This is a genomic window from Aureicoccus marinus (genome assembly GCF_002954325.1).
GTDB classification, from domain to species: domain Bacteria; phylum Bacteroidota; class Bacteroidia; order Flavobacteriales; family Flavobacteriaceae; genus Aureicoccus; species Aureicoccus marinus.
Genome location: NZ_MQVX01000001.1, coordinates 662,812 through 685,433, shown reverse-complemented (window position 1 = coordinate 685,433; position 22,622 = coordinate 662,812). Strand labels below are relative to the sequence as shown.

Sequence of the window (22,622 nt, the reverse complement as noted above, 5' to 3'; positions counted from 1 at the left end):
TAAGAGGTTTTGTGGGCTAAGATATTGAAATATACAGCGGAGCTAGGCTTCGCTTTTACTTTTTATCCACTAGCTTTTAACAGGTAATTACTCCTCCTTTACCCTAAATATCCAAGTTGGTCCACTGTATTTTCCATAGAACTTGGTATCTCTGGCTTCGCGGATTTCTTCGAGCGTATCGAAACGCTTGAGGTAAACGTAGTTGTATCCGTTCAAACCGCGCTTAAACGACTGTGGATTCAAGCCGCGATTCTGTAAAGAGCTCATGAATGTCTCGTAATACCTCTGGGTTCCAAATACATTGGCAATTAAGTAGAACCCGGGTTGCAAGCCTTCCATGGTGGCGACTTCCTCAAATTTTTCATCAGAACGGTACTCCACCTTCTTGTTCGCTTCTGCAATAGAATCCAAACGGCGCTGTTCCCTAAGGCGTGCATTGAGAATAGAATCCTGTTGGGCCAACATCTTTCTTCGAAGTTCTGCCTCTGCGGCGGCGGCCTCTTCTGCTGCTCTCTTCGCCGCTTCTGGATCCTCCTCTATTTCTTCCGGCTCTTCTTCCGCCGGAGGAGCAGGTCGCTTAAGTTTTCCTATTCGGTAAGCCAATTGAAGCTCCAGAGTGGAACCTTGTTCCGTTATGGGATCCATAGCTCCCCATTCCATGGTTGCCCCTAAAGAAAGGCGATCAAACACCGTCGCGCCGACGCCAGCAGATACTCCGTAATAGCTGTTATATCCCCCCTGCACCCAAAAATTGCGGTGAGCGAAGAACATATTCAAGCCGTATTGAGAATCGTAAAAGGGATCGGAACGGAAGTAAGCCAAAGGCCTTAAATAGGTCGGAAAATCATCGGGTCCGCCCAGTCTAAAATCATAGGAGCCAATGGCCGAAAACAAACGAGCAACCTCTGCCCTTTCTCCCTGAGTCAAATTGTAATCGATAGCGTTTTCTAAAGCTAGTCCTAGGCTAAACTTTCCGATGTCTGCTCGAATTCCTGGCGTGATGTACAGTAAAAAGTTTGATTCCCCCGAGAGTTGATTTGCAGTAAGCGGAATCAAAGTCGGAAAGTTGATATCGGAAAGTTGTTCTGAGAAAGCAAAAACATTGACCCCGAAAACCAATTTAAAGCTATCGGTAAAATAAAGGGCGTGGGCATAATTGGCCAAACCTCCTTTTCGAGTAAGAGTCCCCGTATTGTTTTCAAAATAGCCTACACCAACGGTGGCATCGTAGCCCAGCATGTGGGAGTAACTGAAATAACTGGTCGTAGGAGCTCCGTCCAGGGTATTCCATTGCCAACGGGTCCAGGCTGCAAAGGAGTTGGGCTGGTTCCAATCAAAAGAATAAACGGGGTTGATCAAACTGGCGTTGTAGCGGGTCAGGTTGTGCTGGCGCAACCCATCGGGCAAATAAGCGATCTGGGCGCGGAGTTGCATACTTGTCAGGCAAAAAACCAACAAGCAGGCAAAAATCCCTTTTGACAGCGACCAAGTGGGGTGAATGACCTGTTTCATAAGTAGTTACGCCCTGTCTGTTTGAGGCAGCGGACATTTGACAAATATAGATGAAGCATTGTAACTTCTCCTCTATTCTTTCATTTTCTCTGGCATTTGTTTAAACTTTTTTTGCGAGTAACTTTGCAGGCTGTGCAAAAGCAGATCAACATAAAGAACAGAAGGGCTCGATTCGATTACGAAATTCTCGATCAATACGTAGCGGGTATTGTTCTGGGCGGAACCGAAATAAAGTCGATTCGTCTGGGAAAGGCTTCTTTGTCTCAAAGTTTCTGCGAGTTTAATGAACGTGGCGAACTCTTTGTTGTCAATATGCAGATTGAAGAGTACAGCCACGGCGGTTACTACAACCACCGCCCTAAGGCGACAAGAAAGCTTCTTTTACAGCGTCGAGAATTAAAGAAACTCCGCAGAGAAGTCATACAATCAGGCCTTACCATCATTCCGTTGCGTCTTTTCATCAACGAAAGAGGCCTGGCCAAGATGGCCATTGCATTAGCGAAAGGGAAAAAAGAATACGACAAACGAGAGAGCCTTAAAAAACAGGACAGCGATCGTCAGCTTTCCCGCATCAAGAAGAATTTCAACAACTAATTAGTTCTTGTTTTCTAAAAGAGGTACAAAGCGGAAATTGCCGTGATCTTCCTTTTCAAATTCCTTCTCGGACTTCCGGGTATACAAGGTCATCAATTGCGTATCTCTTCCAATAGGGATGACCAATCGCCCTCCAATTTTCAATTGAGAAAGCAAAGCGCGCGGTAGTTCCGGTGCGCCAGCCGTTACTAAAATTCGGTCAAAGGGTGCCTGTTCCGGATAGCCTTTGTAGCCGTCCCCGAAGATGAGTTTCTTTGGCCTGTAGGGAAGTTCCTTAAAAAAACGTTCGGCTTTTTTGAATAATTCACGCTGGCGTTCAATACTGTAGACCTTGGCTCCTAAATGGCATAATACCGCGGTTTGGTACCCGCTTCCGGTACCGATCTCTAGAACAGTCTGTCCCGGGCTCAGCTGCAGTAGTTCAGTTTGAAAAGCCACGGTGTAGGGTTGAGATATAGTCTGTTCAGCCCCAATAGGAAAGGCCTTGTCTTGGTAGGCATGCGCTTCAAAGCTACTATCGAGAAACAAGTGTCGGGGAATGGCCCCTATGGCTTCTAATACCTTGTGCTCCTTAATACCTTTCTCTTGAAGGAGCTTGACTAATTGGTTTCTTAATCCTTGGTGTTTGAGACTGTCGTTCATTGTTAGTGACTGGCAACGCTTGCGAATTTAAGAACTTCTATCAGGAAAACGCACCCAAAATGACCCCTGCAAAACACTTTTACTTCCGTATTTTTGCACAAATTCTTTAGCATGCTGAAAGCCGGAGTTCTAGGTGCTGGCCACCTGGGCAAAATCCACCTGAGACTACTCGCAGAATCGGATCAATACGAATTGGTCGGATTCTATGATGAAGACGCGATTAACGCAAAACGGGTTGCAGATGAATTCGGATTCCGGGCTTTTGACAATCTAAATGAGTTGATTGATCAGGTCGATGTTATTGATATTGTAACACCCACTCTTTCCCACTATCAATGCGCTATCAAAGCAATTGAAAAGGGCAAGCATATTTTTATTGAAAAGCCCATTACCAATACCCTCGAAGAAGCCAAAGGCCTCATTGATTTAGCCGATCAAAAGCATGTTAAAGGTCAGGTGGGTCATGTAGAGCGTTTCAATCCTGCTTTTCTGGCGGTGAAAGACCAATTGGATCAACCCATGTTCATCGAAACACATCGCTTGGCAGAATTCAACCCTCGCGGTACCGATGTACCTGTGGTCCTGGACTTGATGATCCACGACATCGACGTCGTACTCAGTGTAGTCAACTCTCCTGTTAAAAAAATCAGCTCCAGCGGGGTGTCTGTGATTAGTCAGTCCCCCGATATCGCGAACGCCCGTATTGAATTCGAAAACGGATGTGTGGCGAATCTAACCGCGAGCCGGATTTCCTTGAAGAACATGCGCAAATCGCGATTCTTTCAAAAAGATGCCTACATATCGGTTGATTTCCTCGAGAAGAAGGTCGAAGTGGTCAAAATGAAGGACGCGCCAACCGAACCAGGGCAATTTGATATGATCCTTCAAAATGCGGAAGGCATCAAAAAACAGATTTATTTTGAAAACCCTGATGTCGCCCCCAACAATGCCATACTTGATGAGCTAAACAGCCTGGCTAACGCTATCGAAAACAACACGACCCCTGTGGTCTCCTTAAAGCAAGGAAAGCAAGCCTTAGAAGTGGCTTTACAAATTATTGAATCGTTTAATTCCCCCTCCTAAATAAGTCATATGAATACAATAGCCGTTATCGGTGCCGGTACTATGGGCAATGGAATTGCCCACGTTTTTGCTCAAAGTGGATACCAGGTTCGCCTGGTTGATCTTTCAGAAGAGGCCCTTGCCAATGCCCTGGCCACTATCGAAAAGAACCTGCAGCGTTTGCTTTCTAAAGGCCGTATTGAAGAGAGTACGGTTACTGAAACCATGGGCAGAATTGCGACCTCCAGCGAGCTTCAAAAGACCGTTGCTGATGTAGATCTTGTTGTCGAAGCGGCGAGTGAACGTTTAGATATCAAGCTGAAACTATTTGCTGAATTAGACGCGTCCACCCCGGAGCACTGTATTTTAGCAACCAATACCTCCTCGATTTCGATTACGCAAATCGCCGCCGCCACTCAGCGCCCGGAACAGGTCATTGGTATGCACTTTATGAATCCCGTTCCCGTGATGAAATTGGTGGAAGTCATTCGAGGATACAGCACCTCTGACCAAACAACCACTACCGTCCTGGACCTGTCAAAAAAACTGGGGAAAATCCCGACCGAGGTAAACGATTACCCCGGCTTTGTGGCCAACCGCATTCTAATGCCCATGATCAATGAGAGTATAGAAACCCTCTTTCATGGTGTAGCTGGTGTTCAAGAAATTGACACGGTCATGAAATTGGGGATGGCTCACCCCATGGGCCCTTTGCAATTGGCTGACTTCATTGGTTTGGATGTCTGCCTTTCCATTTTGGAAGTGATGTTCGAAGGCTTTAAGAACCCAAAATACGCCCCTTGTCCCCTGCTGGTTAATATGGTCAGAGCGGGCAAATTGGGGGTTAAATCAGGAGAAGGTTTCTACGATTACAGCGATAGTAAAAAGGCCGAGGTCGTTTCAGCTCAATTTGCTTAAGATATGAGCCGAATTCGTCCTTTTCGTGCTATTCGACCCGCAGAAGACAAGGTCAGCCTGGTGGCATCACGCTCCTACGAAGAGTACAGCGAAGAGGAACGCCAGGCGGTACTTAAATTCAATCCTTTTTCTTTTTTGCACATCCTGAATCCGGGCTTCAAATTCAACCGGGATATCTCAGGTCCTGAGCGTTTCCGATTGGTCCATAACCGGTATGAAGAATTCCTCCAGAGCGGGGTATTCCTAAAGGATGAAGCACCTTGTTTTTACCTCTACCGCATTCATTTTGGACAATTCATCTGCACAGGCCTCTTCGCTGCAACAGCGGTGGCGGATTACGAGAGCGGTTTTATTCGCAAACACGAAGAAACCATCCAAAAGCGCGAAGATATGTTTGCGAGTTATCTGGAAAGTGTAGGTTTCAACGCGGAACCTGTTCTACTCACCTACCCCAATCAAGCTGGACTCAAGAAAATTTTGGAGCGCCAGGCAAAGAAGAAACCGGTCTATGACTTTAGTTGTACCCAAGGTAATCGGCACCAGCTGTGGCCTATCCAGGATCCTGCGGTACAGGCCGAGATCCAAGTAGCCTTTGAGCAGATACCGGCCCTCTACATCGCCGACGGGCATCACCGCTGCGCCTCCTCGGCACTGTTAGCGCAAAATCAAAAGGCGGGTCCAGATTCTAAAACGGCCTATTTTATGAGCTACCTCATTCCGGAATCCGACATTGGCATGTACAGTTTCAGTCGTCTCTTACGAGATATGAGCAACCTGACCAAAGAAGAACTGCTCATTGCACTGGACGAAAACTACCTGATTTCGCCCCCCCAACAAGGCTTGGAATATCCCGAGAACAAACACGAATTTGGCATGTACCTGGAAGGGGAGTTCTACCGCCTATCCTTGAGAAAAAAGGCCCTGCCAAAAGAAGGAGGTCTTCACTCTTTGGATTCCTACATCCTTTATAAAACGATTCTGCGGCCTCTTTTTAATATAGAGGATTTGCGCAAAGACAAACGCATCGCCTACGGCAAAGAGAAAGAAAACCTTTTCAAAGCCAAAGAAAAAGTGGACAGCGGGGAGTTCGCTGTCGCCTTTATTCTAAAAGCCGTAGAATTTAACCAACTCAAAGAGATCGCTGATCAGTCCTTACTTATGCCCCCTAAAAGCACCTATATCGAGCCTAAATTGCTCAGTGGATTGACGATTTACGAACTTTAATTATCGGTCATGCCTATGCACCCTATTGCTCAAGCTCTCACAAAATTCCAGACCGAACTACAACAGCGCGCCACCCTGGTTGCCGTTTCGAAGACCAAACCCCTCGAGGATCTGCAGATCGCATACGACCAAGGCCAACGTGTATTTGGAGAAAACAAAGTTCAAGAACTCCAAAACAAACAACCGGTCATGCCCGATGACACAGAATGGCATATGATCGGTCACCTCCAGCGCAACAAAGTCAAATACATCGCTCCCTATATCAGCTTAATTCATGGCGTAGATAGTTTGCGCCTGCTCAATGAAATTGATAAACAAGGAAGAAAAATCAATCGGGTGATCCCCTGCCTCTTACAGGTCCATATTGCCCAAGAGACGACAAAATTCGGCTTGGACATCGAAGAAGTCCGAGACATTCTCTTGACAAATGGTCCTGAAAAGTGGCCGTTTGCGCGTATTGAAGGATTGATGGGGATGGCCAGCCTAACTGATGACAAAGAACAGATCCGCCAAGAATTTAGAGGCCTAAAAGAACTCTTCGACCAACTGAAGGCCGAGGGGATGTTCCTGCATACCCTCTCGATGGGCATGAGCGGAGATTACCCGATCGCATTAGAGGAGGGCAGCACCATGGTACGCATTGGAAGCAGTATATTTGGTGCCCGCAATTACACCTAACTATGTATTCCATACTTGACATTGAAAGTACCGGAGGCAAGTTCAATGAGGAAGGAATCATGGAAATTGCCATCTACCGTTTTGATGGCAGAGAAGTAACCGACCAGTTCAGTAGCCTGATTAACCCCGAAAGGAGGATTCAGCCCTTTGTGGTCAAGCTCACGGGCATCAACGAAAAGATGCTAAAAGGAGCACCGAAATTTTATGAACTCGCCAAGCGAATCATTGAGATTACAGAAGGCACCACCATTGTTGCGCACAATGCTCAATTTGATTACCGAATTCTAAGAACAGAATTTAGGCGATTGGGCTACGATTTTCAACGAAAAACCTTGTGTACCGTAGAGCTTTCTAAGCGATTGATCCCCGATGCAGAAAGCCACAGCCTGGGCAAACTAGTTCGTTCCCTGGGCATAGCCGTCAGTGATCGGCATCGAGCTCAGGGAGATGCGTTAGCCACACTGAAGCTTTTTGAAATTCTATTGAACAAGGACCAGAACAAGTCCATTCTACAATCGGTCATTCGTGCAGAAGAGTACGGAGAACTCTCTCAACGACAACTGGATATCGTCGAAAATTTGCCTGCCGAAATCGGGGTGTACTTTTTACACAACAAAGACGGTGAAGTCATTTTTACCGGCAAGACGAAGAACATTCAAAAGCGCGTCAACCAACACTTCACCAATGCCGGAGAACTCGCTTTACGCTTGCAAAAAGAAACCCGGGAGGTCACCTTCGAGCTGAGCGGTACAGAACTCATCGCTCTATTGCGGGAGTATCAGCTTCGCAAAAAATTAAGACCTCGGCACAACCCTCTTAAATCCAAGCCGCTTTACAGTTATGAGTGGGTAGAAGATACGGTTCAGGGCTACTGCGCCATACGCATACGCAAATCGGTTAAGAAAGAACATGGCTTGCTCTACTTCCCTTCTTACCTGGCTGCTCAACAAGCCTTAAACCAATGGCAAGAGCTCCACAACCTTCCCTTTCGAGCCGATAAAAAATATAAGGAATCCGAATTCAGCGAAGCCCCAGAGGAGTACAATAAACGTTGGGGAAAGGCTTTAGAAGAGCTACGCCTCGGGAATAAAACCTTTGCCCTGGTCGATAAGGGTCGAAAACTGGGCGAAAAAAGCGTGATCCTGGTCCGATCCGGACAACTTATCGGTTACGGCTTTACGGAGCTCGAAAGGCAGATTAATAATTTAAGTATCTTAGAAAAGTTGCTCAGCCCGGTTAAAGATGACCACAACACCCGTTACCTGTTGGAGTACCATCTTCTGCAGAAACCCGAGGCTAAGCGGATTGAATTTAAAGACTAAAGGTGGGACTACGCAACCGACTACATGAGATTATTTATGAGGCCGATACGCCCATGGGCAAGTTATTCGATCTGGTTCTCTTCTTTTTGATTTTACTCAGTGTGGTAGTGGTCATGCTCGAAAGCGTTGGGCATATTGACGCCAAGTACCACGACTTATTTCTGAAGATTGAATGGGGAATTACCCTGTTTTTTACCCTGGAATACATCCTGAGGATCGTCAGTGTCAAAAAGCCCTTTCGCTACATTTTTAGTTTTTACGGGCTTATTGATTTATTGGCGACTATCCCCTTGTACCTCTCCTATATTTTTGCGGGGTCACAGGTTCTCTTGGCCGTGCGGGCTTTCCGTTTGTTGAGGGTGTTTCGAATTCTCAAGTTGGTTAAATTTCTGGGAGAGGCATCCCAACTCAGCAAGGCACTCCGAGCAAGTCGGGCCAAGATTTTAGTTTTTGTCTATACGGTATTGATCTTATCGGTGATCATGGGGACCATTATGTACCAGATTGAAGGAGAAGAATCGGGTTTTACTAGTATTCCCAGAAGTATTTATTGGACCATCGTTACCTTGACTACCGTGGGGTACGGAGACATTGCCCCCCAAACCACCTTAGGGCAATTTATTGCCACCATAATCATGGTCATGGGTTACGGTATAATCGCCGTTCCAACCGGAATAGTGACCGTGGAATACGCCAAGCATTCCGGCGAGAAAAAGACCAGTAGCGAATCCTATGTCCATACCAATACACAGGCCTGTCCCAACTGTTCCGTAGAAAATCACCGGGATGGCGCCAAATACTGTTATAACTGCGGTGACCTTCTTTAATGGAAAAGAATTCTACAACCCTTGCCGCTTTAGTTGGACCTACAGCGATTGGTAAAACGGCCTTTTCCATTGCCTTAGCCCAACATTGGAAGACCGAAATCATCTCTGCTGATTCCCGTCAATTTTATCGCGAAATGCGCATTGGAACTGCTGTTCCCAGCACAGAAGAACTCCGACAAGTGCCGCATCACTTTATTCAACACCGCAGCATTTCAGAGGAATACAGCGCAGCTCAATTCGCTCAAGAAGCCGAGCCCTTGGTGCAAGAATTACTCCAAACCAAAGGCAAGGCCTTGGTGGTTGGCGGCAGCGGCTTGTATACTGATGCCTTGATTCAGGGCCTGAATGATTTTCCAGCGATTCCTGAAAAGATACGAAAAGAAGTTCGTGAGCTGTTTGCCGAAAAGGAGCTGGAAGGGCTGCAAATGAAATTAAATGAATTGGACCCCGAGTATGCCCAGCAGGTCGATTTTCAGAATCCAATGAGACTTATGAGGGCCCTAGAGGTTTGTCTGGCCTCAGGAAAACCCTACAGTACGTTTAGAAAAGGACCTGATCCTTCTCTCAAAAACAAGCTCTACATTGGATTAGCTGCAGAACGCTCACAGATTTACGCTAGAATTGAACAACGCGTAGACCTCATGATGGATGAAGGACTGTTGGAAGAGGCTCGAAATCTTTATGAACACCGGAAATTGAATGCGCTCAATACGGTCGGTTATAAAGAATTATTCTCTCATCTTTCTGGAGAGTGCTCTTTGGAAGAAGCGGTGGATGCCATAAAGACGAACACCCGTCGATTCGCTAAAAGACAATTGACCTGGTACCGAAAGAACAAAAAAATCAACTGGTTGCCCACGGGTTGGAGCAATGAACGCAAACTGGCACAAGTCGATTCTTGGATTCAAAAAAAACAAGCGGCTCCGGTTCTATTGGTTATGGGTGTTTCGGGATGTGGGAAGAGTAGTCTAGCCAACGCCATAGCCCAGCGGTTGGATATTACATACCTAGACGCCGATGACTATCACCCTGAAGAAAACATCGCAAAAATGAAATCGGGTAAACCCTTAAATGACAAGGACCGATTGCCCTGGCTACAGAAATTAGCCTTGGTTCTACTTGACCATCAGGATAAGGGGGTAGTACTCGCCTGCTCTGCTTTAAAAGGCAGTTACCGAGACTTGCTCAATGAATACCTTCGGGTACAAACAATTTACCTGCAAGGAAACTTTGACTATCTCTACCAAAGGCTAAACAAGAGAAAGGGTCATTTTATGCCTCCTGAATTACTTCAATCACAATTTCAGGCCTTGGAAGAACCTGAAGATGCCATTCGAATATCGGTTGAATGGCCTCTCGAAGAGGCCGTTGAGAATGCGCTAGATCAACTAGAGCATTAGGCTTATTCGTTTTCCTGATGAATCACTAAACGGAATCCTTCCCCATGGATATTCAGAATTTCAACCACGCCATCTTTCTTCAAGTACTTTCGAAGTTTAGCAATGTAAACATCCATACTTCTTGAAGTGAAGTAATTGTCATCTCTCCAGATCTTAGTCAGAGCCAACTCCCGTGGCATAAGGTCATTTTCATGCAAGGCCAAAAGACGAAGGAGTTCGTTTTCTTTAGGCGAAAGCTTAATGGGCTCATCTTCTTTATAAGTCAAGAATCTCAATTTGGAGTTGAGGTGGAAATTTCCAATTTGAAACTCATGTTGTTTACTGTCCACCAGACTGTTAGATGCTTTTCTCTGCAAGATCGCTTTAAGCTTAAGCAGAAGCACTTCAGAATCAAATGGTTTGTTCAAATAGTCATCTGCCCCTACCTTATATCCCTTCAGCACGTCTTCCTTCATGGTCTTGGCCGTCAAGAATACGATCGGAATCTGATCGTCTTTTTCACGGATTTCTTTGGCCAAGGTGAACCCGTCTTTATAGGGCATCATCACATCCAAAATACACACGTCAAATTGGTCCTTTTTGAACTTCTCGAAACCCTCCATTCCATTCTTTGCCAGAACCACATCGAATTGGTTCATGTGCAAATAGTCCTTTAAAACAATCCCGAAATTGGGATCATCTTCCACCAAAAGAATCTTCTTGTTTACTGTTTCCATGCTTTCTAAATTAACGGGAGCTTGATGTAGAACGTGCTGCCTTTTCCGCGTTCGCTCTCTGCATACACCTCACCCTGATGATCTTCAACAATTTTTTTAACGTAGGCCAAGCCTAAGCCGTGCCCCTTTACATTATGTATGTTCCCGGTATGTTCCCGGTAAAACTTTTCAAATACTTTCTTTAAAACGGTTTTGCTCATCCCTGCTCCCTCGTCTTTAATACTGATCAGGATTTGGTTCTTGAGCAATTCGGTCTTCACTTCAATTTTGGGTGATTCCGGAGAATACTTCACCGCATTGTCCAAAATATTGACCAGCACATTGGTCATATGGGTCTCGTTAGCCAAGACTTCGTCTCGATCAGACTCCAAATGCACCTCGATCTTTCCTTGGCGATCGTCCACAATGAGTTGAATATGGTCGACTGCTGTTTGAATTAAGTCGTGCATCATCATGCGTTCTTTCTTGATGTCCAGCTGATTTTTTTCGAGCTTGGAAATCCGAAGGACATTTTCGACCTGTGCATGCATCCGCTTGTTCTCTTCCCGAATCATTCCTAGATAGCGAAGTACCTTTTCTTGATCTCCAATAGACGAGGGATTTCGAATAGCCTCAACGGCCAGATTGATCGTGGCGATAGGCGTCTTGAACTCATGCGTCATATTGTTGATGAAGTCGGACTTGATCTCCGAAATTTGCTTTTGGCGAATCAATTGGTAAATGGCACTGACAAAGGCCAAAACAATAATTAGTGTAAAAGCCAATGAAAGCATCGCCATCCCTAAAATACTGTTGACCAGAAAGCCCCTTTTCTTAGGAAAATTGACCATCAGCGCGAAAGCTGTATTGGAATCCATATCCCGGAAAATAGGCGCCTTGTATTCCGACTTCTCGTTGTAGCTGAAATACTTGGAACGTATCCTTGTCGGATAGCCTTCACTGACGATACCGTACTCGTAGTCCAGATCAAGTCCCAATCGCTGCAATTCATTGCCAATAAGCAGATCCAGTTCCTGGGTCTCCACTCGCTTGTGAATAGGACGTCGCTTGGCATACTGCATGAAGACATCGTCCATCATGAGTTTTTCGCCCTGCGAAAGATTCCCAATCTTTTCCCAGCGTTGGATCGGTAAAAGCTGGCTGGGTTTTCCGTCCAGACCATACTCTTCTCTGTAAATCGCCTTGGTCCGCTTTGTCGTGTAATTACTTACCGTTGCATCACTTGACGAATTAGCACTACCGTCTGCAATTTCATTTCCGTTTTCAAAGAGCGTTGAGCTGACATCGTACTTCTCTTCCAATATTCCATGAGAATAAAACATGATCTCATTGGAACTGATATCCCGGTCGATAAAAAAGAAGTTCTGTAACTCGCTTGATTTGGGTCTCTTGACACTATCGACAAGCTCAGAGACCTGACTGTAGTAATCTTGTAACTCTCTCTGCTCCACTTTCTCAACAACATTGTTGAGTACTTCGGCCACTACATTGGAAAATTGTTCTTCGTTATTCTGCACAGAAGTCCGTATCCAGTACCCCTGCACAAAAATGATGCCGACCAGTGATAGGCTCATCAAAACAACCAGAAGAACAAACAATTTCTTGTTCATTGAAGTAAAATTAGACATTTAACATTTAGAGCTTTGGCGTTTAACCAATCCTTAACAGAAATGTTAAAATTCAAGGAGGAAATGTGTTTTTTATCGGGATTTCGTCGCCTGCTGCAGGTAGTACCTATGTAATTGTTCCACCCGAGAACGGCTTACTTCGAGGTCGAGGTTTTCGATGACTGCATCAGCTAATTCTCTTTTCACCTGATCGGGTAATTGGGCATTCATCCGCTCCCTTACCCCCTCTTCTGTCCAGCCGTTTCTACTTATAACTCTCTGTATACGAACATCTTCGGGAGCCACAACCAAGAGGGTTTCGCTGTATCGATCCGCGGCTTCATTTTCAAAAATCAAGGCTGTTTCCTGGATCACATAAGGATAATCCTGGGATTTCACCCAGCTCAAAAAGTGCTCACGCACAGCCGGATGCACCAAAGAATTCAGTTTTTCCAGGGCTTTTTCGTCTCTAAAGACGCGCTGAGCCAGCCAAGTTTTGTTTAAGCTTTCACCCGAATAAACCTCCTTTCCAAACTCCTCTATGAGGCTGATCGCAAAGACACAGAATCATGCATAAGGGCTTTGGCTTCGGCATCTGAATCGTAAACAGGTACTCCCAACTCTTTAAAGAAGTGAGCGATGGTGGACTTTCCACTACCAATGCCTCCCGTAAGTCCAATAATGTACATGATGAAAAAGCTTACTGAGAATTGCGAATCACCCGTACACGAGCCGGAGTGATGCGAACAGATAAAATACTGTCTGGCTGTTTGGTCAGACGCAGAGCCAGACTGCTTGCTGTTCCAATTTGACTAACATCAGAAATAAAGGTTTCTACCTCAAAATCACTGGCCTCTAATTTCTTAAGATTCTCGGGGCGACCACGACAAATGAGCGACACCTGTGTGGGTAACAATTGAATGGCCACACTATCGGGTATACCTTTTCGACTGATATCAACCTTAATTTCTTGCTCCGAAAAACGATCAATCTCACCTTTCACTAAGACCGTAGACACCGAGAGCTTGCTGTTGACCAGAAGTTCAGGATGCAACAAGAGGCTTTTTTCTGAAAAATCATCCGAAATATTCTCGAGGATAATTCGCTGGGTTGCTATCTCAGTTGTTTGATTAAGCTCGCTGGCTGGACCTTCAATTTCGACTGAATCCGGTATGACCACCACCTCTCCGTACAAACGGTAATTCTGAGTAACCGAAAGTTCAAGGTTGGGGCGGATGGGTACCGTCTTGCGGATGAGCGGATAAGCCCCGATAAACAGCGTATCGTTGTCAAGCTCTAGCTCTAAAAGAGAAACGGAATTCGTCAGCTGCTTTTCAATTTGTGCACTGAGTTCGGTTCTGGTCAGGTAATACAGACCCTCTTGCTCTGCTAACCCACTGAGATTAATCTTCAATTCTTGCTGCCCAAAACTCCCCGTTAAAAACCGAAAACCCGAGGCCCTCAGCTTAAGTCGAAGTTCTTGCTGCAAGCCCTTCTCTAAAGCCACTCCTTCCGGTAAGCTTTCAAAATTCAAGTCAAAAAGTGCTCGTGATTCGTAAGTCTCGGAGAGATTACTCACCAGCCAAATCATAAAGGAGCAGGCCAAAAAGACCGAAAACATGCGTGCTTTTCGCTGGTTGATTCCTTCTTTAATTTTATTTAGCACCTTCTCTCTTTTTGAATCGGAAAAGCTCAGGCAATAGGCGCTCTGGGCTTTCTTTTCTAAATGTAAGTAAGAATTTGGATTTTAAAAACCCCCAGCCGTACCCAATCAACTGGGCATTCACCGCGTAAACAGACTGCAAAGCAATCTTTAGAGAGCTGGTTGTGGCCAAGGCGTGAACAAAAACAGCCAAGCCGTATCCAATCACCAGATAAAGTGGCCCGTAGAATCCAAGCAGAACCAGGATCATAGCAGTCACACCTCCCAAGAGGTACATACTCGGTAGCCAAAAAACAAGTTTCGCTGAAGAAGGGTGCCATTGACTGAGTAAGGGACGTGCCAGACCAAAGAGATAGACTTGCTTTAAAAAACCCTTGGTGTCTATACGGCGTTTGTGGTAGACGTAAGCTTCTGGAAAAAGTCGACTCTGGTGTCCTTCTTTAAATATCCTAAGACTTAAATCCGGATCTTCCCCGGGATGAAGGTCCCCGAAACCGCCTGATTCTCGGAACAGTTCAGCCGAAATTCCCATGTTGAAGCTTCTGGGCTGAAAGCGACCAACACTTTTCTTCCGACCCCGGATTCCCCCGGTACTCAAGGGGCTTGTCATGCTGTAGCTCACCGCCTTTTGCCAGGAATTAAAATCTTTTCGTGCCCGGTCTGGCCCTCCGAACAGAGGACAATAGTCCGCAGTCAACTCTCTTTCGATTTCCTTCAGGTATTTCGGAGGAAGAATGCAGTCAGAATCCAGAATGATAAAGTAATCCCCTTCGGCTTTGGACATCCCAAAATTGCGGGAGTCCCCCGGGCCGGTGTTCTCTTTAAAATGGTATTGGACTGGAAATTTGGATTGGAAGGACTCGGCAATCTGCCGAGCATCTTTGGTGGAGCCATCTTCGATGACCACCACCTCGAACCATGGAGGTGACTCCTGCACCTCCAGGCTCTTCAGTAGTTCTAATAACTCTTCTGGACGGTTGTATACCGGAATTACAATTGAGTACCGGCGGGCACTCATGAATCAGCGAAAATATCGACTACTTCCTGGCTCACTCCTGTATTGGAGAAACCGCGTCATGAAATAAGTTTTGCATGGTCACCTTGCGGGTCAAATCAGAGAAGAGACTCACCGTATAATCCGCGCACTCCGCTGCCGTAGCATTTCCTAGTGGAGACATTTTTTCGGCATAATTGATAAAAGCATCAAATCCTTTTACTCCTTGACCAGCTGTAGTCGGAGTCGGGCTTTGTGAAATCGTATTCACGCGAACCTTCTTTTCTTTGCCGAAGAAGTAACCAAAACTTCTGGCTACTGATTCCAGATAAGCCTTGTTGTCCGCCATATCATTGTAGTCCGGGAAGGTGCGCTGAGCAGCCATATAGGTCAGGGCTACAATACTCCCCCACTCATTCATGGCATCGGCCTTGTAAAGGGATTGCATCACTTTGTGAAAAGACAAAGCGGATACATCCCATCCTTTGGCTGTAAAGTCATATTTCTCATCGGTATAAGCTCTCCCCTTTCGCACGTTTACCGACATACCGATAGAGTGCAATACGAAATCCAATTTACCTCCCAAATGCTCCGTAGCTTGCTCAACCAGCTTGGCCAAGTCCTCTTCGCTCGTCGCATCAGCAGGAATGACAATGGAGTTGGTTTTTTCTGCCAATTCGTTGATTTTACCCATGCGCATGGCGATAGGCGCATTGGTCAACACAAACTGACCCCCTTCTTCGAAAACGCGTTCCGCAGTTTTCCAGGCGATGGAATTTTCGTCAAGGGCTCCAAAAATGATCCCTTTCTTTCCCGATAATAATTGATTTGCCATAGTGTAATTCTCAATTTTGAGCCGTAAAGATATCTAAATTCAACGGTCGACGGAGTCCTGAGTCGTAAGTAATTCTTCTGCGTGACGAAGAGCTGTTTCGCTTCTGTCTTTGCCGCTAATCATGGAGGCCAACTCCTGCAAACGTTCTTCACGCCCAAGAACTTCCACGCCCGTGAAGGTTTCTCCTCCTGATTCCCGTTTATAGACCTTGAGGTGTTGCTGACCTTTAGCCGCTACTTGAGGCAAGTGGGTAATCACAATAATTTGCATAAAACGCGACATGGTTTTCATGATACGCCCCATTTGATCGGCAATCTCGCCAGAAACTCCCGTGTCAATTTCATCGAAGATCAGGGTAGGTAATTGTTGATGTTCAGCTAATAGGGCCTTGACCACCAGCATAATTCTGGAAAGTTCTCCGCCAGAGGCTACCTTTTTTAGACTGCCGAAATCTCCTCCGACATTGGCCGAGAACAGCCATTCAATTTCTTCTTTTCCACCAGCCAAGAAGTCATCACTCGCATGAAACTCAACCTTAAACTGCGCAGAGGGCATACCCAATAAACTCAAGTCCTCGCTTAGCTTCTGCTTGAGTTGGGGCACCACTGCTTGTCTCTGCTCAGTCAGCTGAGTCGCCAGATTTTCGAGACGTGTCTTCGCTTCTTCAATCAAGCCTTCCAGTGCTTCAATCCGCTGATCCAAATGAGCCGTATCGTACAGCTCGGTAGCCAAGGCATCTCGCTTCTCGACAAGGGCCGCAACATCATCCACCAAGTGCTTCCGCTGCAAATCCAAGAGCAATTGTAACCTCTCGCTTAGCCATTGTTGGCGCCCAGGATCACCTTCCAGTTGATTGAGTTGATTCTCGGCCTCTACGGCCAAATCATCCAATTCTATATAAGAAGATTCGAAACGTTGAGCGAGTTCTTCAAAACGCTTACCCAAAGAAGTCAAGCTATGGAGAGCTCCTTTGTACTGGGCCATTTGATCCAAGACACCACTGCCTTCGTGCTGCAGTAGTTGCTGAAGACCCGAGAGAATCTCGCTGATTCTCTCCTGACTGCTGAGCAGTTCGTACTCTTCCTCCCATGCCGATGGATCGGCCTGATCCAAATCGGCTTCTTCCAATTCTTTGAGCAAGAAGCTCTTGTAATCTTCTTCTTGTATTTTTTCTTGTCGCTGAAGTCGCTTTTCTTCCAACTCTTTTTGCAAGGCCTTAAACTTCCGGTATTCGGCTTGGTAAGCGGTCAAGGTGGGGAGATTTCCGGCGAATACATCAAGCACCTGACGCTGATAGTCTTTAGAAAACAAATCCAAACTCTGGTGTTGGGAGTGGATGTCAATCAGGTGAACGCTGAGCTGTTGTATTTGCTGAATGGGTGCCGGTGTATCATTGATAAAGGCGCGGGATTTTCCGGAAGGAAGGATTTCGCGTCGAAGTTGACTAATGTCCTCCCAATCCCAGTCGTTTTCTTCAAAAAGTGACTGCAGTGGTAAATGCCCAATCTTAAAGCTGGCTTCAATGATGCATTTCTTGCCTGGATCTCTTAAAACAGAGGTGTCTGCCCGCTTCCCTAACACCAAAGAAAGGGCGCCTAGTAAAATGGACTTACCTGAGCCTGTTTCCCCGGTTAGGGTCGTCAAGCCCTGTTCCCAATCCAATTCCAGAGAATCAATCAAGGCATAATTCGAGATGGACAAAGAATGCAACACGCTTCGCTAAGTTTAGTCCTCAAAGATAAAAGAGTCTGAAGAATTACAACTTACAACAAGCGACTGAAAAAGGTCGTCAGGGACGAAAAATTATTTGGAGATTTTCTTCCAGGTATCCGAGTAAAATGGAGCTACCCGATTCAGGGTTTCGGCCAATCGGACCAAGTCTACCTGAGGCCCATCCGAAAAAATACTACGAATTTCCTCTGACTTGGCATCAAAGAATGTCTGAATCAAAAAGGCGTTAGGTCTTCTTTTGATCAAGGTTTCAAAAAGCCGAATACTTCCGGCAATCACTTGCTTCCCGGTGCTGTTGTTATCGGCCATGATATCCAACCCCTTGCGGTGGTAATTATAAAGAGCGATGCGGTATTCTCTGAAGGTGTTTGACAACAAATTATCGACCAATTCAAAACGGGTGCGCGCTCCCGTTTCTTGCTGCCAACCGGCGAGACCGTTTCCTTGTGCCTGAGTGACAATTCGCTGTGCTTGACGGTAATAAGGATCTCCTCCTTGCAGACTAAAGGTATCTGCGTCTAGACCTAACATGATGTAGACGTAATAAGAAACCACAGCGATCAGGTTGGATTCCAGGTTATTCGGATTATACACCAAGGGTTCAAATTCCTGGTAACGGAAATTGAAATTCCCATCCCGGTAATTTAAAATGGGACTTTGATACGAGGTATTGTAGACCGGTCGGTTACTCTGCAATTGGATACTGGCTTGGAAGCGATCCGAATCATAAGCCGTAACGTTGATAAAGATTCGGGCCTCTAAGCGTTCCTGTTCTTTATAGGGGCGATTGGTCCACTTCGTCTTGTTTACAAAATCCGTAAGGGAGCGCTCTAGTGTCTTGAAGACCTGCTGGTTGGTTTGGCTAACCTGATCAGAATTAACCGTTATCAAACAATTGAGTTCCTGCGCATTGGTCGTGTTGATGACCAATAAAGCCACGAGAAGTAGAGTAAAACGGACGCTAAATTTCATCGAGTCTCTTTTGAATTTCGTTCCAGATGTCCTTGGCCACTGCAGCCTTTGGCTTCAATTCGAACGGAATTTGCCTCTTTTTGTTATCCAAAAAGGTGACTTTGTTGGTTCCGGCTCCAAATCCGGCACCGGCGTCTTCCAAAGTGTTTAAAACAATTGCATCCAGGTTCTTACGCTCGAGCTTAGCTTGAGCATTTTCTAAGCCATTTTCACTTTCCAGAGCGAATCCCACCAAAAATTGATTTGATTTTTGTTCCGAAAGGGTTTTGAGGATATCGGCTGTACGTTCCAGTCCAATAGACCAGTCTCCGGCTTTCTTTTTGACCTTTTGATCGTGTACTTGTTCCGGACGGTAATCCGCAACAGCCGCAGAGGCAATAAAAACGGTTGAAGCGTCAAAGTGCTTTAAACACTCCTCCAGCATCTCCGCTGCTGTTTCGACCCGAATAAGTTCAATTGAAGGATCGGGATTGGGCAAGCTCGAGGGTCCACTGACCAAAATGACACGAGCCCCTCTTTTTGCGGCTTCTGCTGCTAAAGCATAACCCATGGTGCCTGTACTCCGGTTACTCAAAAAACGAACCGGATCAATGGGTTCCCGGGTTGGTCCGGCGGTCAAGAGTACCGTTTGATTGCGTAAAGGCGCCTCTGACGCTAAATGGGTCTTTATACGGGAAATCATGGTTTCGGGTTCAGCCATACGGCCTTTGCCTTCTAGACCACTAGCGAGTTCCCCTTCCTCGGCCGGGATTTCGATATTTCCGAAAGACTTGAGCTTTTCAATGGAAGCCTGAGCCGTGGGATGTGCATACATGTCCAAATCCATGGCTGGAGCAAAGAAGACGGTACTTTTGGCAGAAAAATAAGTAGCCAATAGCAAATTATCGCATTGACCATTGGCCATCTTAGCCAAGGTGTTTGCCGTAGCCGGGGCAACAATCATCAAATCAGCCCAAAGGCCCAGCTCGACGTGGTTGTTCCAGTCGACCTTGCCTTCTTCCTCGTTGATGAAGTCGGTATGTACCGGGTTCTTGGAAAGGGTCGCCAAGGTAATCGGTGCAACGAACTCAGCAGCAGCTTTGCTCATTACAACCCGGACCTCTGCCCCTTCCTTCATTAAGAGACGGATAAGAAATGGAATCTTGTAAGCCGCTATTCCAGCCGTGACCCCAACGAGTATCCGTTTAGACCGGAGCATTTACTCGTCTTTCTCAGTATTGCGGTGGTAAATCTTGTCGTTCAACCATTCTTCAATGGCCAAGGCGTGTGGCTTGGGTAGTTTTTCGTAAAACTTAGAAACTTCGATTTGCTCTTTGTTTTCGAATACCTCTTCCAGGCTGTCGCTGTAGGTAGCAAACTCTTCTAATTTTTCAAGCAACTCCTTTTTAATCTCAGAATTAATCTGAATGGCTCTTTTGGCAGTAATGGAAATAGCCTCATAGATGTTCTCTGTAGGAGCATCAAACTCGTTACGGTTAAAGGTAATGGTTGAGACCGGTGCTTGTGATGACTTTAAATCAATCATACTTATTTCGACAAATTAGTAACTAACTCTTGTTCCTTTTCCAGAGATTCCAAATGGGTTTGTGCCTCCTTGGAGTATTTTGTTTCCGGAAAATATTTAAATAGTAAACGATGAGCCTCCTTGGCTTCGTTTATGCGCTCTTCCTTTTTTTGAATCGTACTATTCAAAGCGAGGATAGTCGCTGATTTAAGTTTGTAGTAGTAGGCGTCTTCTCTAAACTCTGAACCAGGGTGTTCGATCAAAAAGTTATCCATGGCCGTAATAGAAGAGATCAATAGAGGAAGGTTAAATTCTCCCAATCGATCAAACTGCTTCGCAATTTCAAAGGCCTTTTGTTCTTTTTTACGCGTCAACTCCAACGCCATTTCATTGGCTTCATTAAAATATTCCGATTCCGGGAAACCGTTGATAAAGTCCTGCAATTTAGACAGGGCCTTGTCCGTGTCGGTCTGGTCCAAAGAATACTTTGGCGAAAGCATATAGTAACTCTTTGCCGTGTAGAAAGCCGCTTCCTGCTTCTTGTCTGAATTCGGGTAGGACTTCAAAAAGCGCTCAAAAGAGTAACCTGACAAATAGTAGGATCGGTTCTTAAATTGGGTAGACGACAAAAAGAACATTACGCGTTCCCCTTGAGGTTTCCCTTGGTATTTGGGTGCGATCTGCTCAAACAAGCGCTGAGCTCTTTTAAAATCTCCTTCGTTGTAGTAGCGCTCGGCCAATTCGTACTTCTCTTTGATGTCCGTACTTTTAAGAGCGTTTTGGTACTCGTTACAGGAGCCCAAAAGGATGGCCAAACAGCCGACTAACAGAATATACCCTTGTTTTTGAAGCATTTTGCAAAGTTAAGATTTCACCTGAGATAAACAATACAGCGAAAAATAAACTCCTTTCGCAAGCTGAGCAATTTTTTTAGAGGCCTTTAACGCTAGAGCAGGTTCTTGATCTGTTGGTATTCTGCAGCGATTCGCTCTTGTAAATCACTTGAGGCGGGCACTAAAGGCAAACGCACCTGCAATCCTCCAATTCCCAATTGCTGAAGCAGGGCTTTGACCCCGGCCGGATTTCCTTCTTCAAAGAGCAGCTCGATCAGGGTCAAAAGGGTTCGGTGAATACGGTTGGCCTTCTCTATATCTCCGTCAAGTGCAGCACGAACCATGGCCCCTACTTCTTTTGGCAAAGCCTGACCCAAAACACTGATCAACCCTTTTCCTCCTGCAAAAATGGTCGCCGGTGCACTGATATCATCCCCCGAAATCAACAAGAAGGAGTCCCGGGCATCCCGAACGATTTTGGTCTGCTGCAAAGGATTGCCTGAAGCTTCCTTGATTCCGATCAAACTCGGATACCTGTTGGCTAAGGCAGCCGTTGTAGAGGCTTCCATGTTGGAAGCCGATCGACCGGGTACATTATATAAGAGTATAGGCAAAGATGCGGCTTCGACCAAGGCGCCGTAATGAGCAAGTAAACCTTCCTGTGTCGGCTTATTGTAAGCAGGATTGGCCGATAAAAATGCACTGTATCCTTCTAAATTGAAATGTGGTAGTTCTTCGATCATCTGCTGGGTGTTGTTTCCACCATACCCCAACATGAGTGGTAAGCGCCCTTTATTGGCTTCGCGAATAATGTCCATTACCCGCTGCTTTTCTTCCCGGTTAAGCGTGACCGCTTCTCCGGTAGTGCCCAGGGCAACCAAATAGTCTAATCCGCCATCAATGCAGTGCTCGACAAGTCGAGACAAGGTTTGATCATCAATGTTGTAATTGTCTAGAAAGGGGGTGATTAGTGCAACACCTACTCCGGTCCACCCTCGTGCATCAGTATTCTCCAAGTACCGTCAAGTATTTTTTTAGTTCCAGTTTAAATGCCTCAATTTCTTCCAGAGTGGTGTCCAGGATCAGGTCATTTAACCGGTTGTCAACTTCAGAGAAGCCAACACGTAGACGGGCGGTAGTACTTAAAGTGAGCAGTTTGAGCAACAGGGTCTCTCTTTCGTAGTAGTTGATCAACACATCGTATTCTCGGCTTAAAAATTCAGTGACGTGGCCGTTTTCAATTTGGCCATTCCAACCGAGATCCCGATCGGTAAAAAACTGAATACCAAAAGGCGATGTTTTGTCGTACTCTCTTTTGTAACCAATGATCTGCACTCCATTGGGGCGCAACGCAAAATCGTTGCGCAAACCGTAGAAGGTGTCCGCTTCAGGGAAGTTATCCATATCAACAATGATCCCAATGCTGTGTAAGCCTTTGGTTCTGTTGGTCGGTTCTTTCGGTTGGGCGATGAGCTTTTTAAGAAGTTTGCGTCCCGAATTAACCTTCAATTTTTCCTGAAGCGCCCTAAATACCATCTGGTCTTAAAATTTACGGATTCTCCCGACAGTTTTTAGACCGCCGAAAGCT

Annotated in this window: 23 protein-coding genes and 1 pseudogene; 8 read left to right on the top strand and 16 right to left on the bottom strand. The window is 45.8% G+C overall.

The window, feature by feature from the left end:
- Positions 1–87: 87 nt before the first annotated feature.
- On the bottom strand, positions 88–1,512 hold the full coding sequence (locus BST99_RS03260; protein ID WP_105000523.1) for a PorP/SprF family type IX secretion system membrane protein: 1,425 nt from the start codon (positions 1,510–1,512) through the stop codon (positions 88–90).
- A gap of 132 nt (positions 1,513–1,644) precedes the next feature.
- On the opposite strand from BST99_RS03260, the gene smpB reads away from it, so the two are divergent.
- A complete protein-coding gene (smpB, locus tag BST99_RS03255) occupies positions 1,645–2,106 on the top strand; it encodes an SsrA-binding protein SmpB (RefSeq protein WP_105002419.1) in 462 nt (153 codons plus the stop codon).
- On the opposite strand, the gene BST99_RS03250 is transcribed toward smpB, so the two are convergent.
- Positions 2,107–2,748: a protein-L-isoaspartate(D-aspartate) O-methyltransferase gene (locus tag BST99_RS03250; protein ID WP_105000522.1), complete on the bottom strand. Its 642-nt coding sequence runs from the start codon at positions 2,746–2,748 to the stop codon at positions 2,107–2,109. It abuts the gene before it with no gap.
- Positions 2,749–2,859: 111 nt separating this feature from the next.
- On the opposite strand from BST99_RS03250, the gene BST99_RS03245 reads away from it, so the two are divergent.
- The 7 genes from BST99_RS03245 to miaA are packed head-to-tail and all read left to right on the top strand — an operon-like array spanning position 2,860 to position 10,179.
- Entirely contained in the window at positions 2,860–3,831 is a 972-nt protein-coding gene (locus tag BST99_RS03245) for a Gfo/Idh/MocA family protein (protein WP_105000521.1), read from the top strand.
- A 9-nt stretch (positions 3,832–3,840) separates the two neighbouring features.
- Entirely contained in the window at positions 3,841–4,728 is an 888-nt protein-coding gene (locus BST99_RS03240) for a 3-hydroxyacyl-CoA dehydrogenase family protein (RefSeq protein WP_105000520.1), read from the top strand.
- 3 nt (positions 4,729–4,731) lie between these two features.
- Positions 4,732–5,952, top strand: coding sequence for a DUF1015 domain-containing protein (locus tag BST99_RS03235; protein ID WP_105000519.1), 1,221 nt, complete (start codon positions 4,732–4,734; stop codon positions 5,950–5,952).
- 9 nt (positions 5,953–5,961) lie between these two features.
- On the top strand, positions 5,962–6,630 hold the full coding sequence (locus BST99_RS03230) for a YggS family pyridoxal phosphate-dependent enzyme (RefSeq protein ID WP_394335602.1): 669 nt from the start codon (positions 5,962–5,964) through the stop codon (positions 6,628–6,630).
- Positions 6,631–6,632: 2 nt separating this feature from the next.
- Positions 6,633–7,952, top strand: a complete 1,320-nt coding sequence (locus BST99_RS03225) for an exonuclease domain-containing protein (protein ID WP_105000517.1) — start codon at positions 6,633–6,635, stop codon at positions 7,950–7,952.
- A gap of 53 nt (positions 7,953–8,005) precedes the next feature.
- The gene (locus BST99_RS03220) at positions 8,006–8,779 is read left to right on the top strand and encodes an ion transporter (protein WP_105000516.1); all 774 of its coding nucleotides are present in this window, start codon (positions 8,006–8,008) and stop codon (positions 8,777–8,779) included.
- Complete coding sequence (gene miaA / locus BST99_RS14870) at positions 8,779–10,179, top strand: tRNA (adenosine(37)-N6)-dimethylallyltransferase MiaA (protein WP_105000515.1); 1,401 nt, start codon at positions 8,779–8,781, stop codon at positions 10,177–10,179. The genes BST99_RS03220 and miaA overlap by 1 nt, the downstream gene beginning before the upstream one ends.
- Before the next feature lie 2 nt (positions 10,180–10,181).
- On the opposite strand, the gene BST99_RS03210 is transcribed toward miaA, so the two are convergent.
- The 14 genes and pseudogenes from BST99_RS03210 to BST99_RS03150 form a co-directional block, all read right to left on the bottom strand.
- Positions 10,182–10,895 carry a response regulator transcription factor gene (locus BST99_RS03210; RefSeq protein ID WP_105000514.1) on the bottom strand — a complete coding sequence of 238 codons (714 nt, stop codon included), beginning with the start codon at positions 10,893–10,895 and terminating at the stop codon, positions 10,182–10,184.
- A 5-nt stretch (positions 10,896–10,900) separates the two neighbouring features.
- Entirely contained in the window at positions 10,901–12,505 is a 1,605-nt protein-coding gene (locus tag BST99_RS03205; protein WP_105000513.1) for a sensor histidine kinase, read from the bottom strand.
- A 90-nt stretch (positions 12,506–12,595) separates the two neighbouring features.
- On the bottom strand, positions 12,596–12,991 hold the full coding sequence (gene coaE / locus BST99_RS03200) for a dephospho-CoA kinase (protein ID WP_262494665.1): 396 nt from the start codon (positions 12,989–12,991) through the stop codon (positions 12,596–12,598).
- A 50-nt stretch (positions 12,992–13,041) separates the two neighbouring features.
- Positions 13,042–13,191: a dephospho-CoA kinase gene (locus BST99_RS14770; RefSeq protein ID WP_262494644.1), complete on the bottom strand. Its 150-nt coding sequence runs from the start codon at positions 13,189–13,191 to the stop codon at positions 13,042–13,044.
- Positions 13,192–13,202: 11 nt separating this feature from the next.
- Complete coding sequence (locus BST99_RS14275; RefSeq protein WP_105000512.1) at positions 13,203–14,168, bottom strand: CdaR family protein; 966 nt, start codon at positions 14,166–14,168, stop codon at positions 13,203–13,205.
- Positions 14,158–15,183: a glycosyltransferase gene (locus tag BST99_RS03190; protein WP_105000511.1), complete on the bottom strand. Its 1,026-nt coding sequence runs from the start codon at positions 15,181–15,183 to the stop codon at positions 14,158–14,160. Before BST99_RS03190 ends, BST99_RS14275 begins: the two co-directional genes overlap by 11 nt.
- Positions 15,180–15,994, bottom strand: a pseudogene (locus tag BST99_RS03185) (enoyl-ACP reductase FabI). Before BST99_RS03185 ends, BST99_RS03190 begins: the two are co-directional and overlap by 4 nt.
- Positions 15,995–16,033: 39 nt before the next feature.
- Entirely contained in the window at positions 16,034–17,707 is a 1,674-nt protein-coding gene (gene recN / locus BST99_RS03180) for a DNA repair protein RecN (protein WP_105000510.1), read from the bottom strand.
- A gap of 90 nt (positions 17,708–17,797) precedes the next feature.
- Entirely contained in the window at positions 17,798–18,697 is a 900-nt protein-coding gene (gene porD, locus BST99_RS03175; protein WP_105000509.1) for a type IX secretion system protein PorD, read from the bottom strand.
- Entirely contained in the window at positions 18,687–19,895 is a 1,209-nt protein-coding gene (coaBC, locus tag BST99_RS03170) for a bifunctional phosphopantothenoylcysteine decarboxylase/phosphopantothenate--cysteine ligase CoaBC (protein ID WP_105000508.1), read from the bottom strand. The genes porD and coaBC overlap by 11 nt, the downstream gene beginning before the upstream one ends.
- Entirely contained in the window at positions 19,896–20,222 is a 327-nt protein-coding gene (locus BST99_RS03165) for a DNA-directed RNA polymerase subunit omega (protein WP_105000507.1), read from the bottom strand.
- 2 nt (positions 20,223–20,224) lie between these two features.
- Positions 20,225–21,055, bottom strand: a complete 831-nt coding sequence (locus BST99_RS03160; RefSeq protein ID WP_105000506.1) for an outer membrane protein assembly factor BamD — start codon at positions 21,053–21,055, stop codon at positions 20,225–20,227.
- Positions 21,056–21,147: 92 nt separating this feature from the next.
- A complete protein-coding gene (gene dapA, locus BST99_RS03155; protein WP_105000505.1) occupies positions 21,148–22,050 on the bottom strand; it encodes a 4-hydroxy-tetrahydrodipicolinate synthase in 903 nt (300 codons plus the stop codon).
- Positions 22,037–22,543: a DUF6913 domain-containing protein gene (locus BST99_RS03150; protein ID WP_245916168.1), complete on the bottom strand. Its 507-nt coding sequence runs from the start codon at positions 22,541–22,543 to the stop codon at positions 22,037–22,039. Before BST99_RS03150 ends, dapA begins: the two co-directional genes overlap by 14 nt.
- Positions 22,544–22,622 lie beyond the last annotated feature (79 nt).

Bases quoted from the DNA above. Each gene is read 5' to 3' on its own strand.
- BST99_RS03260 (WP_105000523.1), bottom strand. From the start codon at position 1,512: ATGAAACAGGTCATTCACCCCACTTGGTCGCTGTCAAAAGGGATTTTT.
- BST99_RS03250 (WP_105000522.1), bottom strand. From the start codon at position 2,748: ATGAACGACAGTCTCAAACACCAAGGATTAAGAAACCAATTAGTCAAG.
- BST99_RS03245 (WP_105000521.1), top strand. From the start codon at position 2,860: ATGCTGAAAGCCGGAGTTCTAGGTGCTGGCCACCTGGGCAAAATCCAC.
- BST99_RS03240 (WP_105000520.1), top strand. From the start codon at position 3,841: ATGAATACAATAGCCGTTATCGGTGCCGGTACTATGGGCAATGGAATT.
- BST99_RS03235 (WP_105000519.1), top strand. From the start codon at position 4,732: ATGAGCCGAATTCGTCCTTTTCGTGCTATTCGACCCGCAGAAGACAAG.
- BST99_RS03230 (WP_394335602.1), top strand. From the start codon at position 5,962: ATGCCTATGCACCCTATTGCTCAAGCTCTCACAAAATTCCAGACCGAA.
- BST99_RS03225 (WP_105000517.1), top strand. From the start codon at position 6,633: ATGTATTCCATACTTGACATTGAAAGTACCGGAGGCAAGTTCAATGAG.
- BST99_RS03220 (WP_105000516.1), top strand. From the start codon at position 8,006: ATGGGCAAGTTATTCGATCTGGTTCTCTTCTTTTTGATTTTACTCAGT.
- miaA (WP_105000515.1), top strand. From the start codon at position 8,779: ATGGAAAAGAATTCTACAACCCTTGCCGCTTTAGTTGGACCTACAGCG.
- BST99_RS03210 (WP_105000514.1), bottom strand. From the start codon at position 10,895: ATGGAAACAGTAAACAAGAAGATTCTTTTGGTGGAAGATGATCCCAAT.
- BST99_RS03205 (WP_105000513.1), bottom strand. From the start codon at position 12,505: ATGAACAAGAAATTGTTTGTTCTTCTGGTTGTTTTGATGAGCCTATCA.
- BST99_RS14770 (WP_262494644.1), bottom strand. From the start codon at position 13,191: ATGTACATTATTGGACTTACGGGAGGCATTGGTAGTGGAAAGTCCACC.
- BST99_RS03190 (WP_105000511.1), bottom strand. From the start codon at position 15,183: ATGAGTGCCCGCCGGTACTCAATTGTAATTCCGGTATACAACCGTCCA.
- porD (WP_105000509.1), bottom strand. From the start codon at position 18,697: ATGAAATTTAGCGTCCGTTTTACTCTACTTCTCGTGGCTTTATTGGTC.
- coaBC (WP_105000508.1), bottom strand. From the start codon at position 19,895: ATGCTCCGGTCTAAACGGATACTCGTTGGGGTCACGGCTGGAATAGCG.
- BST99_RS03165 (WP_105000507.1), bottom strand. From the start codon at position 20,222: ATGATTGATTTAAAGTCATCACAAGCACCGGTCTCAACCATTACCTTT.
- BST99_RS03160 (WP_105000506.1), bottom strand. From the start codon at position 21,055: ATGCTTCAAAAACAAGGGTATATTCTGTTAGTCGGCTGTTTGGCCATC.